The organism is Imperialibacter sp. (assembly GCF_040222385.1).
Classification (GTDB): Bacteria; Bacteroidota; Bacteroidia; order Cytophagales; family Cyclobacteriaceae; genus Imperialibacter.
Window position 1 is genome coordinate 1 of sequence record NZ_JAVKDF010000023.1, and the last position, 15,157, is coordinate 15,157.

Annotated in this window: 15 protein-coding genes; 11 read left to right on the forward strand and 4 right to left on the reverse strand. The window is 44.1% G+C overall.

The features are described 5' to 3' along the window. Nucleotides 1-117 precede the first annotated feature (117 nt). Nucleotides 118-660, forward strand: a complete 543-nt coding sequence (locus RIG68_RS10200; RefSeq protein ID WP_350121836.1) for a GNAT family N-acetyltransferase — start codon at nucleotides 118-120, stop codon at nucleotides 658-660. 50 nt (nucleotides 661-710) lie between these two features. On the opposite strand, the gene RIG68_RS10205 is transcribed toward RIG68_RS10200, so the two are convergent. Both RIG68_RS10205 and RIG68_RS10210 read right to left on the reverse strand, forming a co-directional pair. Continuing rightward, complete coding sequence (locus RIG68_RS10205) at nucleotides 711-1,436, reverse strand: LytR/AlgR family response regulator transcription factor (RefSeq protein ID WP_350121838.1); 726 nt, start codon at nucleotides 1,434-1,436, stop codon at nucleotides 711-713. Then, nucleotides 1,433-2,473, reverse strand: coding sequence for a sensor histidine kinase (locus RIG68_RS10210; protein WP_350121840.1), 1,041 nt, complete (start codon nucleotides 2,471-2,473; stop codon nucleotides 1,433-1,435). The genes RIG68_RS10205 and RIG68_RS10210 overlap by 4 nt, the downstream gene beginning before the upstream one ends. A 229-nt stretch (nucleotides 2,474-2,702) precedes the next feature. Here RIG68_RS10210 and RIG68_RS10215 point away from each other — a divergent pair, with 229 nt between their 5' ends. The 9 genes from RIG68_RS10215 to RIG68_RS10255 all read left to right on the forward strand — a co-directional run bounded on the left by RIG68_RS10215 (nucleotide 2,703) and on the right by RIG68_RS10255 (nucleotide 10,924). After that, nucleotides 2,703-4,508: a serine hydrolase domain-containing protein gene (locus RIG68_RS10215; RefSeq protein ID WP_350121842.1), complete on the forward strand. Its 1,806-nt coding sequence runs from the start codon at nucleotides 2,703-2,705 to the stop codon at nucleotides 4,506-4,508. A gap of 36 nt (nucleotides 4,509-4,544) precedes the next feature. Next, nucleotides 4,545-5,582 carry a serine hydrolase domain-containing protein gene (locus RIG68_RS10220; protein ID WP_350121844.1) on the forward strand — a complete coding sequence of 346 codons (1,038 nt, stop codon included), beginning with the start codon at nucleotides 4,545-4,547 and terminating at the stop codon, nucleotides 5,580-5,582. A 1-nt stretch (nucleotide 5,583) separates the two neighbouring features. Continuing rightward, nucleotides 5,584-6,144, forward strand: a complete 561-nt coding sequence (locus tag RIG68_RS10225; protein ID WP_350121846.1) for a hypothetical protein — start codon at nucleotides 5,584-5,586, stop codon at nucleotides 6,142-6,144. 209 nt (nucleotides 6,145-6,353) lie between these two features. After that, nucleotides 6,354-6,983 (forward strand): hypothetical protein, encoded by a 630-nt coding sequence (locus RIG68_RS10230; protein ID WP_350121848.1) that lies wholly within the window; start codon nucleotides 6,354-6,356, stop codon nucleotides 6,981-6,983. After that, on the forward strand, nucleotides 6,980-8,008 hold the full coding sequence (locus RIG68_RS10235) for an alpha/beta fold hydrolase (protein ID WP_350121850.1): 1,029 nt from the start codon (nucleotides 6,980-6,982) through the stop codon (nucleotides 8,006-8,008). Before RIG68_RS10230 ends, RIG68_RS10235 begins: the two co-directional genes overlap by 4 nt. Before the next feature lie 61 nt (nucleotides 8,009-8,069). Further along, complete coding sequence (locus RIG68_RS10240) at nucleotides 8,070-8,879, forward strand: CPBP family intramembrane glutamic endopeptidase (protein ID WP_350121852.1); 810 nt, start codon at nucleotides 8,070-8,072, stop codon at nucleotides 8,877-8,879. A 66-nt stretch (nucleotides 8,880-8,945) separates the two neighbouring features. Further along, nucleotides 8,946-9,320: a cupin domain-containing protein gene (locus tag RIG68_RS10245; RefSeq protein WP_350121854.1), complete on the forward strand. Its 375-nt coding sequence runs from the start codon at nucleotides 8,946-8,948 to the stop codon at nucleotides 9,318-9,320. A gap of 35 nt (nucleotides 9,321-9,355) precedes the next feature. Continuing rightward, the gene (locus RIG68_RS10250) at nucleotides 9,356-10,408 is read left to right on the forward strand and encodes a serine hydrolase domain-containing protein (protein WP_350121856.1); all 1,053 of its coding nucleotides are present in this window, start codon (nucleotides 9,356-9,358) and stop codon (nucleotides 10,406-10,408) included. A gap of 93 nt (nucleotides 10,409-10,501) precedes the next feature. After that, nucleotides 10,502-10,924 (forward strand): DUF6326 family protein, encoded by a 423-nt coding sequence (locus tag RIG68_RS10255; protein WP_350121858.1) that lies wholly within the window; start codon nucleotides 10,502-10,504, stop codon nucleotides 10,922-10,924. 48 nt (nucleotides 10,925-10,972) lie between these two features. On the opposite strand, the gene RIG68_RS10260 is transcribed toward RIG68_RS10255, so the two are convergent. Continuing rightward, nucleotides 10,973-11,377 (reverse strand): hypothetical protein, encoded by a 405-nt coding sequence (locus tag RIG68_RS10260; protein WP_350121860.1) that lies wholly within the window; start codon nucleotides 11,375-11,377, stop codon nucleotides 10,973-10,975. Nucleotides 11,378-11,702: 325 nt separating this feature from the next. On the opposite strand from RIG68_RS10260, the gene RIG68_RS10265 reads away from it, so the two are divergent. Then, on the forward strand, nucleotides 11,703-13,169 hold the full coding sequence (locus RIG68_RS10265; RefSeq protein ID WP_350121862.1) for an alpha/beta hydrolase family protein: 1,467 nt from the start codon (nucleotides 11,703-11,705) through the stop codon (nucleotides 13,167-13,169). 517 nt (nucleotides 13,170-13,686) lie between these two features. On the opposite strand, the gene RIG68_RS10270 is transcribed toward RIG68_RS10265, so the two are convergent. Further along, nucleotides 13,687-15,072 carry a methyltransferase RsmF C-terminal domain-like protein gene (locus RIG68_RS10270; protein WP_350121864.1) on the reverse strand — a complete coding sequence of 462 codons (1,386 nt, stop codon included), beginning with the start codon at nucleotides 15,070-15,072 and terminating at the stop codon, nucleotides 13,687-13,689. Nucleotides 15,073-15,157: the final 85 nt, after the last annotated feature.

The following is a 15,157-nucleotide window of genomic DNA, read 5'->3' on the forward strand; positions in this document are numbered from 1 at the left end:
TGGTATGAGGGAAGTGAGTACAAGGCTGCGAGGAAGATAGAATAGTGGTAATGTTGACGTTCTAATATGTGTCTTCACATATGATAACGACAACGCAGCTATTGAAAATAATTTGCAATGACTTATCAATCGACCAGATTACGACTTGTTGAAATATCGTTAGACGACCAGGACGACATTCATCATCTGCACTCCTTTCCTGAGGTAGATGAATTTAATACGCTGGGAATTCCAAGAAATATTGATGAAACCAAAGAGTATTTAACGCCATTGATTCAAGCCCAAAAAGTGACTCCCAGAAAATCTTATTTCTGGAAAATAGAATTGTTGGAAACCTTTGCATTTATCGGAATAGCGGGAATGACATTGTCTCTTGATCGATTCAAAAGGGGAGAGATTTACTATAAGCTACTTCCCAACTGCTGGGGTAAAGGATATGCAACGGAGCTTGGCAAGTTACTGATAGGTGTAGGGTTTAATGAGTTTAGTTTGCATAGAATAGAGGCTGGCGTGGCGACTGATAATATCAAATCCATCAGGGTTTTAGAAAAAATGGGAATGAGAAGGGAGGGGCTGCATCGAAAAATTTTGCCAATAAGAGGTGAATGGAAAGACAATTATCACTATGCTATCGTAGAAGACGATCTGAATGGTAATTGAGAACTAATGAGGCCGTCAGGTGACTTTGATTACGTTGACCGACATTGACCTTACCCTCCAGTTTTACCGTTGATTATTTCTAAAAAATCTTCTCTATACGTACTGCTTAATGGCAGCTCATGTTTGTCGATGACCACACAATGGCTTTTAACTGTTTCTATGTGCATGAGCGCTACTACAAAGGAGCGATGTATTCGTACAAATAGAGAAGGGGGAAGTAGCTCCAGTACTTCAGATAATTTATACCTGGCCAGTATCGGTCGGCCGTCCGTATGGAAAGTCACATAATTGCCATCGCTTTCAATGTATTTGATGTTTTTAATAGCCAGCTGGTGAAATTCAGCACCGCTTTTAATGAAAATAGTCTGCTCAGTCACGTCAGCAGCTGGTTCAGCGTTGGCGGATAGACCGCCACTGTGCAGATTCAACACGCTCTTCACTTTCATGATCGCTTGAAGCAATCGGTCGAACTGAATCGGCTTTAAAAGATAGTCTACTGCCTTGAGCTCATAGCTTTCCAGCGCATACTCCGAATAGGCCGTTGTGAAAATTATTAAAGGAGGGTTTTGTAATAGTTTGGGGAAACTAATGCCCGACAACTTAGGCATGTTGATGTCAAGAAAGATGAGATCAACTTTGTGCTGCTGAAGATAGTCCAGCGCCTCCATGGGGTCTCGAAAAGAAGCTTTGAGCACCATATACGGAACCGTATTCAAATGAATTTGAAGCACCTCGATAGCGGCAGGCTCGTCATCAATAATTACGTAGTCTATCATGGTGCCTGGTCAAGTTGTAAACTTAGTGAAGAGATAAAGTAACCATTTTCTTCCATTGTTTTTAATGTATGCGCATCGGGATAAAGAACAGCAAGTCGCTTTCTTAAATTATCGAGTCCAAAGCCTGAGGAATTGTCTTGAATTCCGTTGGCTCCTTTGTGAATGGAGTTCGTCACTTTAAAATCCATCCGGTTTTGCTTTATCTCCAATGATATGGCAATGGCTGATTTAGCATGAGGAACTACGCCATGCTTGATCGCATTTTCTACAAAAGGAATAAGCAACATCGGGCTAATCTTAACCGCTTTTATATCTCCTTTCACATCAAAATCGATATACACATCATCGTCTTCTGCGATGCGCAATTGATAGACCTGAATGAAGTTTTTCAGGTGATGGATTTCTTTTTCCAGCTCCACCTTGTCTGCATTGGTTTCGTACACCATGTATCGCATCAGCTCGGCCAATTTTGCGATGCCGTCTGCCAGCTCGGGTACATTGTGCTTCAAAGATTTTGCGTAAAAACTGTTCAACACATTGAACAGGAAATGTGGGTTGATCTTCGACTTCAGAAAAGCCATTTCTGTGGATAGTTTTTCCTCAAGCAATACCCTTTTCAGTTTTTCATTGCGGATCCAATACTTGAGCAGCGCATAGGATAGGGCAACAAGCAAAACAAAGAAGCCCACGATTAAATTGTAGTAGAAATAAATCTGGAAACCTTCATTGGCTGTTGAGAAGAAATTGACCAGGTAGTTGTAGTCAACAAAGCTCTCAACCAGTGCAATTGAGAACAGAGTAGTAATTATTAAGCCGATTAAGGTTTTTGTCTTTTTTAATCGCAAGAATTTGGGGACAAAGTAAAAGGCAGTCGTGTAAAAAAGCAGCTGACTCATCAACGTGCCAAACAACAGTGGTACCCAATAGGGGCCAGTTTCCTTCCTGAAATCTCCTATGGTTGACGTTGCTTGTAAGAGTATAAAATAGCCTACTCCCCAAATCAAAATATGAATGACCGCCTCTAATTTCTTATTCATGTTGATGATTTTCCATGTCAAAGAAAGGGAATTAAAACGAGGCTAAGGCAGCCATGGGACAAATGCTCCCTTTCTAGTGACTAAACCAGGCAGCGCTGTGAAGTTGGCTTATTTCACATCATTTCCAGCCTGGATAACATTTTATCTGGCATTAGTCACATTCATTTTCTAGTGCCCTCCAACTGCTATAATGTTGTTGCAGTTATCACAAACATTAAAACGACAGGTAATGAAAAAGTTAATCATTGTTGCATTCATTCTAGCCGCCGGACATGGGTCATTTGCCCAAACCGATGGTAAGAAAGAATTGGAGGGGAAGTTGGATGAATTATTCGAAAGCTATACGCAATACAATCGCTTTGTAGGCAATGTATTAGTCAGCAAAAACGACAAGATCATTTACCAAAAGAGCTTTGGCTATGCCGATTTGGAAGAAGGCAGAACGAACTCAGAGAAATCGATCTTCAGTATCGCCTCACTTACAAAATCATTGACCGCAGTAGGCATCATGAAGCTGGTAGAAGCTGGAAAGCTCACTTTAGAAACGCCGCTCTCCACCTACTTTCCCCATTTTATGCCCGAGTATTCAGACCAAATCACCATCCAGCACTTGTTGAATAATAGCTCCGGCATGCAAGCCAATATTGGTAGAGTGGACGATGCAGGCAACGGCCTGATGCCCGGAATAGAGGAGGTAACGATCGATGAGCTTTTAGAAAAGTTTAGAGATTCGAAGTTGAATTTTGAACCGGGCACCGCTTATGAGTACAACAACTTTGGCTACCTACTTCTTGCCAATATTATTGAAAAGGTAAGCGGCACTTCCTATGCCGACTTTATGGAGCAAGCTGTATTCAAACCTGCTGGCATGAAAAATACAGCCGCCACTACCTTTAAAAATGTTGGCCAAATGGCCTACCCCTATTTTGGCTTAGGTATGGAAACATTCGAAAGATTTACTACGCCGTTCCACACTTCCTGGCTCATGGGTGCCGCCGACGTGACGTCCACCACTATTGATTTATACAAGTTTATGCAGGCGCTGGACAATGGAACACTTTTGGAGCCAACCTCAGTAGCTCAGTTGTACACCCGTTCTCAATCAATGGGAGTGAATGAGATGGCCTCAGGGTTGGGTTGGGTTACTGATCAAAAAGAAGGAGAAAAGTGGGTCTACAATAGCGGCCTCCTCCCTGGGTATGTCTCCATGATGGGCTCACTGCCAGCACAGGACATAAAGGTGATCATTCTGTCGAACGCAACGTCTGTTAACCCAGTAACAGATGAATTTCAGGGGAACGTCTCCTTCGTTGAAGGTGAAATAACAGATAAAATGGTAGCGCTACTATTAGGCAAACCTGTCGAGCTCACACCTGTACCGACTCAAATAAGTGCTGGTAGTTTCACCAAAGACAAAGCGTTTCAGTTGGACGACGACCACACCATCCTCATTAAAAATGAAGGCGGAAAGTACTTTTTAGAAACAACTGGTGAAGCACCCTGGTCGGTTTTTACTTATGCATTTGCCAAAGATGCAAGCGAGAAGAATGAAGCCAGTGAAACAGCACTGTTTTTCGCCAAAGCATGGAGTACGCAGCAGTTTGAAGGACTTTCAGATTACGGCAACGAACAAATGAGAGGCTTCTTAGGTACCCAACAGGGGCAGGATCAGCTAAAAGGCATGTGGGCAAATTTTGTCAACCATGCCTGTGCATTTCATTCGTACAATATCTACAAAATTGCCGGTGAGGAAGTTAAAAACGTGCACATCAGGTTTCACTTTGAAGCAGTTGATATAGGAATGGTCATCGTTGTAAATGCTGCAAATAAAATCCAGGGAATGTTCATGGATGATGCCGTCAAAACAAGCCATGTGATAAAGGTGGCGCTTGTTCCTGTGGGCGAAAACAAATTCTTTATTGACGGGCACCGCAATGGTGGCATGCAAGATTTAGTAATAAAAATGACAGAATCAACACTAACCTTGAGTGACGGCTCCGAAAAATTTGAGGCTAAAATTCAAGCAGCATATTGAGTGGCGGGATTGTGAGCCCTTCGGTTTGTATAGCATATGAAAAATCAACTTAAAATAGAAGAGTTAAGAAATGTAACGATCGGGGCTATACTATCTCTCGTGCTCTTCACAGGATGTAACAAGGAATTGATTTTCTTTCCTGGTACGATTCAGGAAGAAGTGGATAAAGCGATCGATCGTGGGTTTGATGGTATTGTAGTTTATGTCAATCAATCAGGAATATCTTCGTTTTACAGCGCCGGATGGAAGAATAGAGAAAACCAGGTTCCTGCTGATCCCCATGTGTTGTTTAAAATTGCGAGCATTAGTAAGCTCTACATAGCCGCTGCTACCACCAAATTGATTGCTGATCAATCGTTGTCTTTGGATCATACGCTGACAAAGCTTCTGCCAGACCTCGCTGAAGGCATTGAATATTCAGATCAGATTACCCTGAGAATGTTGCTACAACATCGCAGTGGTATACCTGATTTCATTGATGCCTACCCATGGGACAATCCGTTCAAGGACAATAGTGAAACCTACACCCTGGTGATGGGTCAACCTGCCGACTTTAGACCAGATAAAAAACATAAGTATTCCAACACCAATTATTGGCTGATCGGAGAGATACTTGACCGAACGTTGGGTTACAGCCATCACCAATACATCCAAAATGAAATTCTCCATCCGCTAAGGCTAAACAACACCCACAGTTTGCTTAGTGAGGTGGATATAGAAGATGTAATGAGTGGGTATAATAAAGGATATGAGCCTGATATCAAGGGCAATGATTTCATTCAGCCCGGTGGCTCCATGGTGGCCACTGCAGAGGACGTGGGAGTCTTCTTGCGGGCATTAATTGACGGTACACTGCTCACCGACGATGAGCAAGCAATTTATTCTTCTGTATACCAATACGAACATACGGGTTGGTTGCCCGGCTACACAAGTATCGCACGCTATCACAGCGACATAGATGCGGTGGTTATTCAGTTCGTTAATACCAGCAGCAATGAGCTGTTCTGGCTTCAATTGGAACAGGTATACAACAGGATCGTCAAAGCTTTAGAAAAGGAACAGTCCAATAATTGAAATGAATATTGTGAAACATTTCTTTATCATTCTACTAGCAAGCCTGATTCCTTACCTAAGCAGCGCTCAAAAAATTGACTCGCCAGGTAATAGTTGGGGTTTCGCTTTGAATTCAAGCTATAACACTGAAATAAACACGGTTGGACTTGTTCCGGGTGCATCATTCTATAAAGAAAAAAGTCAGTTCGAATTGGGTGTTGGGTTCTATCCGTTTGTTGTAAAAAACCAAAGAGTCGTAAGCGGGAATTTCAACTATAAGTACTTTCCAAACGGAGCAGGTAACAAATTCAACCTGTTTCTGATCATTTCTGGAGCCTACGTCAATCAATTGAGAAAAACATACTATCCTGCCACTTATCAATACCTGTTCTTAGGTGGGGGGTATGGTATGCAAATCAGCTTGTTTAAAGGGGTTTATCTCGGAACAAACATCAATCTTGGCACTTTCACTCATAGCAAACGCACTGAGAACCCATACAAAAACTACCTCGGCACTCAAAAACTGTTTGATGAGTTCGGTATGAACCTCGCTTTTCAAGCAAATGTTGGTTACCGATTCTAAATTAAAACCAGCCTTCTATTGGCGTGCAAAGCTACTCGTGGGACGACCTACGCATTTATTGTGAGTAAATCCACCATCCCTGTGAAGTTTGCCTCTTTCACATTGTCAGGGGTATCAATCACAGCTAACTATACCCCGGGCACATTCATTTTACGGCCTGAAGAATTCCCGTTACTCTTGCTATCACTTGAACTTAACCAATTAAACAAATGAAAAAGTTACTACTCCTGACCCTGAGTTTGGTCGCTGGCATCAATTCATTTAGCCAATCCAATACCCAGTTCAATTCGGTAAGCAATGAAAGAAGCCAAAAACAAATTCCATTCTCCCAATTCGTCTACAACGACAAGGTCGCCTTGAAGCTGGATTACTTCGGGGAATTGGTGCTTCATCCGGGCCTGAGTATGGGAGTCGACTATACGTTGGCAAAGAAGAACTGGGTAACCATTCACTGGGACTCAGAATTGGGAGGCTACTGGCACCGCTGGAACAATACCGCACTGTTTCTCAAATCTAGTATTGGCGCCCGATTGCCTGTTAAATCTTTCTTCGTTGATCTGAATCTGGGGGCAGGATATATGCACGCTTTTGCTGTGGGCACTATGTATCAAATATCTTCTGAAGGTGGACTTGAAATGGCAGCCAACTGGGGCCACTCACATTTTATGCCCACCTCATCCTTTTTGATTGGTTGGGATGGAACAAGGAAAATGAATCTGCCCTGGACTTTTCATGCTGGGGTAGAGGCCTACTTACAGTCATCCTTCAATCACATATTCCTTCCTCATGCTGCGGCCAAGGTTGGTCTTACTTATAAATTCAAAAGACAATCACTATGAGAACTTTAATTCAAGTGCTCGCATGTTTAGTTCTGTTTGTCCTGGGCTCCTGTGAAAAGGAAAGTTTCTACGATGGAGATCACTTCTTTATCAAAAATGCGGGAGCCGAAATGCCGGTCTTTGTAAAAGGAAACATTGAGTCCGGGGTTTTCATCCTCTTCCTGCACGGCGGACCGGGCGGAAGTGCTTCCCTTCCTTCTTTTATGCCCGTTTCAAAAGAGCTTGAGGAGGACTATGCTTTTGTTTATTGGGACCAGCGTGGTTCCGGACTTTCGCAGGGCAATCCTGACCAAGCCACTTTCACTGTTGATCAATTTTTGGAAGACCTTGATTTAGTGGTTGAAAGCATCAAACTGAGACACAACAGCCCCAGGATTGTCTTCTACGGCATCAGCTGGGGCGGTGCCTTAGGTAGTGCTTATTTGAGTACTGGCAATTATCAGGAAAAGGTAGCCGGATTCATCTGTATGGATAGCGGGCACAACCTGCTTGAAGGCATACCGAAATCGGTCGTGTTTGTGAAAGAATACGCCCAAAAGCAAATTAATGCAGGTATTGACGTGGGCTATTGGACAGAAGCATATAACTGGTGCGCTTCTGCTCATGACATGACTATTAAGGAAAATTATTTCAAATACGATGCCTACTTAACCAATACAAATGCCTATCGCAAAGACCCCAATCAGGAGGTACAGGGACCAGAAGTCGGCGCTTTGGGAGCAATGAACTCCTATCTGTCATTGTCCATATTTTTTAATGGCGGATATCTCAGACCAAATTTTAATGTATTAGCGCTAAATCTCAGCCCTCAAATGGCAAAGATCAAGATACCCTCAATGGTCATCTGGGGAAGACACGACGGGGTCAACACCATTGAAATGGGATTTGATGCATTTAATAGTATTGGCGGACCTGATTTTACGGACAAGGAAATGGTGATCCTGGAAAACAGTGCTCATGAAGGATACATGGAAGAGCAGCCATTATTTGTGAGCTCATTCAGGCGATTTGTTAACCGGCTTTGATAATACTGACAGTTAGCCCTCATTATCAAGGGTGGTATTTAACTAGATTAAAAAAATCGTAATGAAAGACATCAAAACTATTTCTCCCTTTTTCCTTACAGTCATCGTGCTGTTCGTAGTAGGCTTAGCTTTTATGGTTCCACTTGAAGGCTTGCTGCTAAAATGTTCTTTGTCCGACTTTCATGCTGAATATATAAACCTATTGGCGAAAATGAGCGTGTTAATGCTATTGGGGTTCTCGCTCATAAAAAAATGGAACTTGGCTGTTCTTGCAGGGCTCTCTGCCAGTTATAATTGGAAGCATAAATATTTGACCGCAATTCCTGTTTACATCATACTACTAGGTCTTGCCTCTGTAATAGCTACTGATCTAACGAAAATAGAACTACCAAACCTAATCCTACTATTACTTAGCTGTTTGGCAGTGGGTTTTGCAGAAGAGCTGTTGTTTAGAGGTGTTTTACAATCGTTTTACCTCAAGAAATACGTCAACCGAAAATCAGGAATGTTCTTAGGCATTTTTATTCCTTCGCTCGCATTTGGCCTATTTCACCTCATCAATTATTTAAAATACGGGGCACTATTGCCTGTATTAGTCCAGGTTGTTTTTGCCACATTTATCGGTTTCTTCTTTGGCGTAGTATTGCTTAAAACCAACAAACTGATTCCTATCGCAATCACGCATGCGTTAATTAATTTCTCCTTTTCACTTCAAAATCTACCTAACCTACAAAGCCAGGTGACGCAAGAACCAGAAAATGCGTCAGTTGCTCCAATAGTTATATTTCTACCTTTATTGATTATCGCACTACTTCTTCTGAAGAAAATCGATAAAACTGACGTACAAGAAAAATTAAGCCAAAGCTTCTAATGCCGTTCGTGTGCAACGTGAAGTGTCAAAATCATAGAAGTATTGACAAATAAAATGTAAGAAACCATGCAGGAAATCAATTCTATCAACATTATGGAGAAGTTTTCATTGTTTGAAAAGCAATGGACTCCTCACATTATTGGAGAACTCAATGGGCAATATGTCAAACTATGCAAACTCAAGGACGACTTTGTGTGGCATAGCCACGAAAATGAAGACGAACTTTTTATGGTGTTCAAAGGCACTCTTTTGATGGACTTTAGGGATGGAAGAACAGTTGAAGTGAAAGAAGGTGAAATCCTGATTGTGCCAAAAGGAGTGGAACACCGACCGCACACAAACGGGGAAATTGTATTTAACCTGCTCTTTGAGCCAAAGGAAACGTTGCATACAGGCATAACGGAAAGTGAAAAGACAGTCAAAGAATTGGGATGGATTTAAATGGGACAAGTGCGCCCTTCCGAAAAAATGACATGATGGAAAAGAAACAAGCAAAACGAATCGTAAGAATAGTATTGATTGCGGCAAGCATCGGCTCCTTGTATTTCGTGCCATGGATTTTGGTAAAGGCCTGGATTTTACCACTACCTGAGACGGTTCAAGAACAATTAGAGGAAGGGATTGATCACGGGTTTGATGGAATGATCGTTTACGTGGATCAGGCTGGGAAGCCACCAGCCTTTTATGCCGCAGGCTGGCACGACCGGAAAAATCAAATTCCTGCCGACCCAAAAGCTTTATTCAAAATTGCCAGTGTTAGCAAGTTATATGTGGCTGTGGCTGTGGCAAAATTGGTTAATGATAAACAGTTGTCGTTGGATATGACTCTCGCTGAGTACTTTCCAGCGCTTGCGGAACGAATTGAAAATGCCAATAAAATTACCCTGAGAATGATGGTGCAGCATCGAAGTGGTATTCCCGATTTTTCCCGCACCGCTGGCTATTGGGTGAATCCGCCGAAAGCCAATAGTGAAAATCTTGCGTTGGTGCTGGATAAGCCTGCCGACTTTGGGCCCGATGAAAGTTATGGCTATTCAAATACGAATTATCTGTTGATAGGCGAAATCCTTGATAACACACTGGGATATAGTCATCACCAATATATCAAAAGAGAAATTTTGATGCCACTTGGGCTGAACAATACATACAGTTTACTTAGTGAAGTGAATACAGACGAGGTGATGAGCGGCTACTACGTAGGATATGAAGACGATCTAAAGTACAATGAATTTATAAACCCTGCAGGCTCCATGATAGCTACGGCTGAGGACGTGGGCAAATTCCTGAGGGCATTGAACGATGGGTCGGTGTTCAAAGAAGGTGAACAGGAAATCTATTCCTCTATTTACGTTTATGAACATACAGGTCTGCTCCCTGGCTACCAAAGTATTGCCAAATACCTCAAAGACATCGACACGGTGGTCATTCAGTTTAACAATACAACCAATTTTGATGGATATGACTGGAGTTTAGCGGAAATCATATACGGTCGGGTTGTAAAAATAGTGAGGAGGAACAAAAGCTCTTAACAACTAGAAGAAGCATTCCGCCTACGGGACGGACATGAAAGCGCCATTTGTATTCACAGTTAGCGCAGCAGACAACATATAAAAAACTGAAAAATGAAGACATTTGACAATACTGATAAAGGGACACTTCTTTCAACTCTCTGGATATTCGTTACGCTAAACTATCTGTATTGTGATGTCGTGGGACTCATGGATTCCGGGTTGCTGAGCCAATATTTGACAGGAACAGTAAATAGCATTGAGATGAATGAGAAATTCTTGTTAAGTGGAGCCATCCTAATGGAGATACCAATAGCAATGGTCATTCTTTCCCGACTGCTGAAACACACAGCTAATCGCTGGGCCAATATTATCGCAGGTTCTATAAAAACTGTGATTATGATTTTGACCATGTTTGTTGCGACTCCCAAATCATATTATCTGTTTTTTGGAAGTATAGAGATTGTGACAACAATGGTAATTGTTTGGTATGCCTGGAACTGGACAAAACCTGAGGAGGTAACTGTTAGTATTTAAACAAGAGATCCAGCGGCACTACGAAATGACGCCTTTGCAAGATCACAGTTAAGCTTTTTGCCGCTCCACCGCCAACCTCGCACAAAAGACAGCCGCAGCTGCCGTCAGCGGGGTGAAAATGATAAGTTCAAGCACGCTGGTGGAGGCCAGGTTCCCTACGGTGTTGAGAGCGAAAAGCACAGCAAACGCCCAAAGCAAGACCTTCAGCACTATTGCTGGCAGTTTTAGCTTCAAATAGCCTCCTTTGATCAGGATGACGGTAAGAATAAACAGGTTCACCACAATGCTGACAGTTTCAAACCGCAGCATTTGTTCCCTGTTTTGCAGTCGCCCACCCCAGGTGGCTTCATAAGGAATCAGACCGGTGATGATGATGAGGTGATACACCAAAACAAGCGACAGCAGGGCTATCATGGCGTGGACGGCAAGTTTGAAATTGATTTTTTTAAGCATGGTGGTTCAAAAATGAGTGAGTTAAATCTTCCGGCAGCTCAATACTTATCCTCAAAAGTAGAGGAAAATAGTTGTTAAAACGGGTAGCAGTCGGTTTGGTTCATCCAGGGGGCAGCTGCTGCTGCACATCAGGTGCCAACCCTTTTCTTAATGCCAAAACTCTTCTTACCGGGCCAGCAAAATCCCATTTTTCGGCAATAGCTGATATCGATGTTAGGTTTGGTCGACGGATAACGAGTTTGCGCACGGATTTAACATCGCATCTGAACCACCCTCGCCCTAGTTTTGCTAAAAACATTTTTGTCCTACAAAACTTAACTGGTGCATGAGAACTTTCGAGATTACCCTTTTGCTGGTTGTATCCATACTGCCTTTCGTCAAGAGACCGCTTGTCCGGCACGTTCGGGCTAACTACGTTTTAGCATTTCTCGGGGCGTTGCTGGCCCTGCACCTGACCGTAGAAGGCTGGCGCTGGCAAATGTTTCCCGCCTATCTGCTTACGCTTATCGTGGGATGGAGGGTGAAAGCTGTTGATGCTACTGACTCTGCCCGTGTGTCCTTTGTTAGGGTGGTCGGGTATTTGGGGTTGATTGTTTTGCTACTACCGGGTTGGGCACTCCCAAAGCTCCTCCCTGTTTTCTCCTTGCCGGAACCACGGGGCCCTTACAGCGTGGGTGCAGAATTGGTTTACGTGCAAACTGAGCGGGATGAGATCATCACCAAAGATGCTACCGATAAGCGAGAACTAATGTATAAAATCTGGTATCCAAGCGATGTGGAAGTCTCATCGCTGAAAGGCGAGAAGTATGTAGATGAAGGAAGCCGGGCTGGCTTCTCTGTTAAGTATGGCCTGCCACCTTCTGCGCTCAATTACCTTGATCGGGTAAAAACTTACGCCTATCCGGATATTCCGATAGCGGATGGGCCCTTCCCTGTGTTGATTTTTTCTCATGGGTATGGGTCAAAAGCAACGGGATACTATGCCTTGTTGACCGAGGTGGCCAGCCAGGGATATGTGATCATCAACATGAATCATACCTACGAAAGCCTTGGGGCTACTTTTCCGGATGGCAGGGTAAAGTACTTTGATTATGACTTCCAGAACGAAATTTCTGCCGAATCCCAGCCAGTGGTGGAGCCGCTGATTGAAGCCTTTAAAAGTGACCTTACTTATGAGGAAAGGCATCCTATTGTGCGGGAGGCGTCAAAGAATTATTTCATGGCCGGAGTAAATGATCGATGGGCTGAAGACTTGATATATACGTTGGATCTGCTGGAAAAGTGGAACACCGACGGTGCACTGAAAGGTAAACTGAATCTGAATGAAATAGGCGTTTTTGGGCATTCAGTAGGAGGTGGAGCATCCGGGGTAGTGGCCACTACAGACAGCCGGATAAAGGCAGCCGCAAATTTGGATGGCATTTCATGGGGCAACACGATCGATAGCACCTACCATATCCCTTTCCTCTATGTTTCCGCTGATTGGCCTGCAGAGCATGAAGATGTTAACTCACATATTTACCTCAACAAGAGTACCGACTACTTCTACGAAAGCAAGCTCCTGAAATCAGGGCATCCAAACTTCATGGATATACCCTTTATGATTCCCGTTCAATCTCTTGCTGGCACTGGCGATATCGATCCCTATCAGGGAATGGAAATTGTCACTAAGCTAACCACCTCATTTTTCGACAGGCATTTAAGGCACTTACCAGGCCCTGATCCTGAAGAAATAGGCAAGCAATATGAGCTATTGGAAATGACTGTCTACAAAGGCGATTCAATCAAATAGTTGTTCGGTTTTTGGTTGCTGGTAGCCAAAGTGCTACCAGCAGTCCATTTTTCCTGCCAAAGCCGTTTTTATGTGTGTTTTCACAGCGGTTTTCATCTGTATAAAATTTAATTTTTAGCGGCCAGATGGAATAGCCCAAACCCTTTGAGAATGAAAATCACTTGTCTAAATGGCTCTATTCATTCCGCTGGGTGTGGTACTCCTCATGGCTATTTCATGTGTGTCTTCACACAGGGCCTTGCCCTCAACTCGGCAAATTCTCACCTTCCTTAACTAACCACATCGAACAAACCAAACTGCGGCAACTCCGCAGGCAGCTCCATCTTGATTCTCCAATGCAGCGGATAGTGGTTGTTGAACCTGGTAGCAATCGGTTTGGTTCACCCAAGGGGCAACTGCTGGTAGCACATCAGGTGCCAACCTTCTTTTTAATGCCAAAACCAGGGTAGACATTAAAAGGTATGCATTTTTAATGTTTGTTGGACAGTTTATCCTTAAAGGACAACCAGTTCGCATTTCACAATAATCCAGTTCCAGGCAACTCCCCCGGCAACTCCATCCTTATCCGCCAATGTAGCGGATAGTAGTTGTTAAACCGGGTAGCAATCCGTTTGACCCAACCCAGGGGCAACTGCTCATAGCAAATCAGGTGCCAGCCGTCTTTCTCTCTATCGATGGGCCACTCTTCTTTGCGGAGGTACTGCAGGGCTTGGCGAAGTTCCAGCTCCCAGGTGGGGAAGGTGTCTTTCCTGAAAATGGTGGAGAGCGCCAGGGCCGGAGCAGGTACCAGGTTCTTTTTCTTGATCTCAGCCACCAGCACACCGGCTTGCACAATCCGAAGCTCCCGGATCACAGCGCCCCACGCCGCATTGCCTCCTACCGGCAAAGCCAGGATGTTTTCGTAGTGCTGGAAGAAATCCCGTTCATCGGTCAACCAGGGTGATACCTCCGCCTGTTCCTTTTTGCCGGTTGGGGTCAACGGAAACTTGTCTTTTCTCGGAGCTTGCCATTCCTCGCCATCCAGCTTCCTCACAGCGCAGACAAAGAAGCCTTCTCCTTTTACCAGGTGAGGCATAAACTGATACCCGACGATATTGTTGGCGGCTTCAACTTCTTTGATTTGCAGGACAGGATCTACCTCCAGAGGCAGCGCTTCCAGCTGTGTTTGTTCTGAAAGCCATTGGATATTCCCTTCGTTTTCTGCCGGATTATAGGTGCAGGTGCTGTATATCAACACGCCGCCTGGTTTCAGTGCCGGCCACACGTCCATCAAAATCCTTCGCTGCCTGTCGGAGCAGAGGTGGGCATTGTCAGGCGACCATTCGTTGATGGCATTGGGGTCTTTTCGGAACAAACCTTCACCGGAGCACGGGGCATCCACCACAATTAGATCGAAGAAGCCTTCCAGCCTGTCGAAGTCCCGCGGGTCGTTGTTGCTCACCACCACATTGGGCGCTCCCCATTTAGTCAGGTTCTCAGCTAGAATTTCCGCCCTGCTTTTAATGACCTCATTCGATACGAGCATCGACTCCTTGTTGAGGAGCGAGGCAAGCAGGGTCGATTTGCCACCCGGCGCAGCGCAAAGGTCAAGTACCCTCAGTGGTTGGGTAAGATCGACAGTTTGCTTCACCACTTCTTCCAGAAACATAGAGCTGGCCTCCTGCACATAATAGGCCCCGGCATGCATCAAAGGATCAAGAGTGAAAGAAGGCCTTTCTTCCAGGTAATAGCCATGAGATGACCATGGCACTTTTTCCAGCTTCACCGGCGTATGAAACTTATTGGGGTTGATGCGAATAGAGGTAGGGGAGGTGGTAGACAAAGCATCAAGAAGCGTAGATGCTTCGGCTCCCATTTGCACTTGCAGCCTGTTTGAAAATGATGCGGGGAAGTTAGTTTTCATTTGCGGCTCTCGGCATGGTGGTAAGCAATGTACGGAGGTCTAAAGTTATTTTCCATTGACGTCGTGAGGGAGATTATTCATCTTG

Excerpts from the sequence above, each read along its gene's own strand:
- RIG68_RS10260 (WP_350121860.1), bottom strand. The coding sequence starts at position 11,377 with ATGCTTAAAAAAATCAATTTCAAACTTGCCGTCCACGCCATGATAGCC.
- RIG68_RS10225 (WP_350121846.1), top strand. The coding sequence starts at position 5,584 with ATGAATATTGTGAAACATTTCTTTATCATTCTACTAGCAAGCCTGATT.
- RIG68_RS10235 (WP_350121850.1), top strand. The coding sequence starts at position 6,980 with ATGAGAACTTTAATTCAAGTGCTCGCATGTTTAGTTCTGTTTGTCCTG.
- RIG68_RS10265 (WP_350121862.1), top strand. The coding sequence starts at position 11,703 with ATGAGAACTTTCGAGATTACCCTTTTGCTGGTTGTATCCATACTGCCT.
- RIG68_RS10250 (WP_350121856.1), top strand. The coding sequence starts at position 9,356 with ATGGAAAAGAAACAAGCAAAACGAATCGTAAGAATAGTATTGATTGCG.
- RIG68_RS10255 (WP_350121858.1), top strand. The coding sequence starts at position 10,502 with ATGAAGACATTTGACAATACTGATAAAGGGACACTTCTTTCAACTCTC.
- RIG68_RS10230 (WP_350121848.1), top strand. The coding sequence starts at position 6,354 with ATGAAAAAGTTACTACTCCTGACCCTGAGTTTGGTCGCTGGCATCAAT.
- RIG68_RS10245 (WP_350121854.1), top strand. The coding sequence starts at position 8,946 with ATGCAGGAAATCAATTCTATCAACATTATGGAGAAGTTTTCATTGTTT.
- RIG68_RS10270 (WP_350121864.1), bottom strand. The coding sequence starts at position 15,072 with ATGAAAACTAACTTCCCCGCATCATTTTCAAACAGGCTGCAAGTGCAA.
- RIG68_RS10205 (WP_350121838.1), bottom strand. The coding sequence starts at position 1,436 with ATGATAGACTACGTAATTATTGATGACGAGCCTGCCGCTATCGAGGTG.
- RIG68_RS10210 (WP_350121840.1), bottom strand. The coding sequence starts at position 2,473 with ATGAATAAGAAATTAGAGGCGGTCATTCATATTTTGATTTGGGGAGTA.
- RIG68_RS10200 (WP_350121836.1), top strand. The coding sequence starts at position 118 with ATGACTTATCAATCGACCAGATTACGACTTGTTGAAATATCGTTAGAC.
- RIG68_RS10220 (WP_350121844.1), top strand. The coding sequence starts at position 4,545 with ATGAAAAATCAACTTAAAATAGAAGAGTTAAGAAATGTAACGATCGGG.
- RIG68_RS10240 (WP_350121852.1), top strand. The coding sequence starts at position 8,070 with ATGAAAGACATCAAAACTATTTCTCCCTTTTTCCTTACAGTCATCGTG.
- RIG68_RS10215 (WP_350121842.1), top strand. The coding sequence starts at position 2,703 with ATGAAAAAGTTAATCATTGTTGCATTCATTCTAGCCGCCGGACATGGG.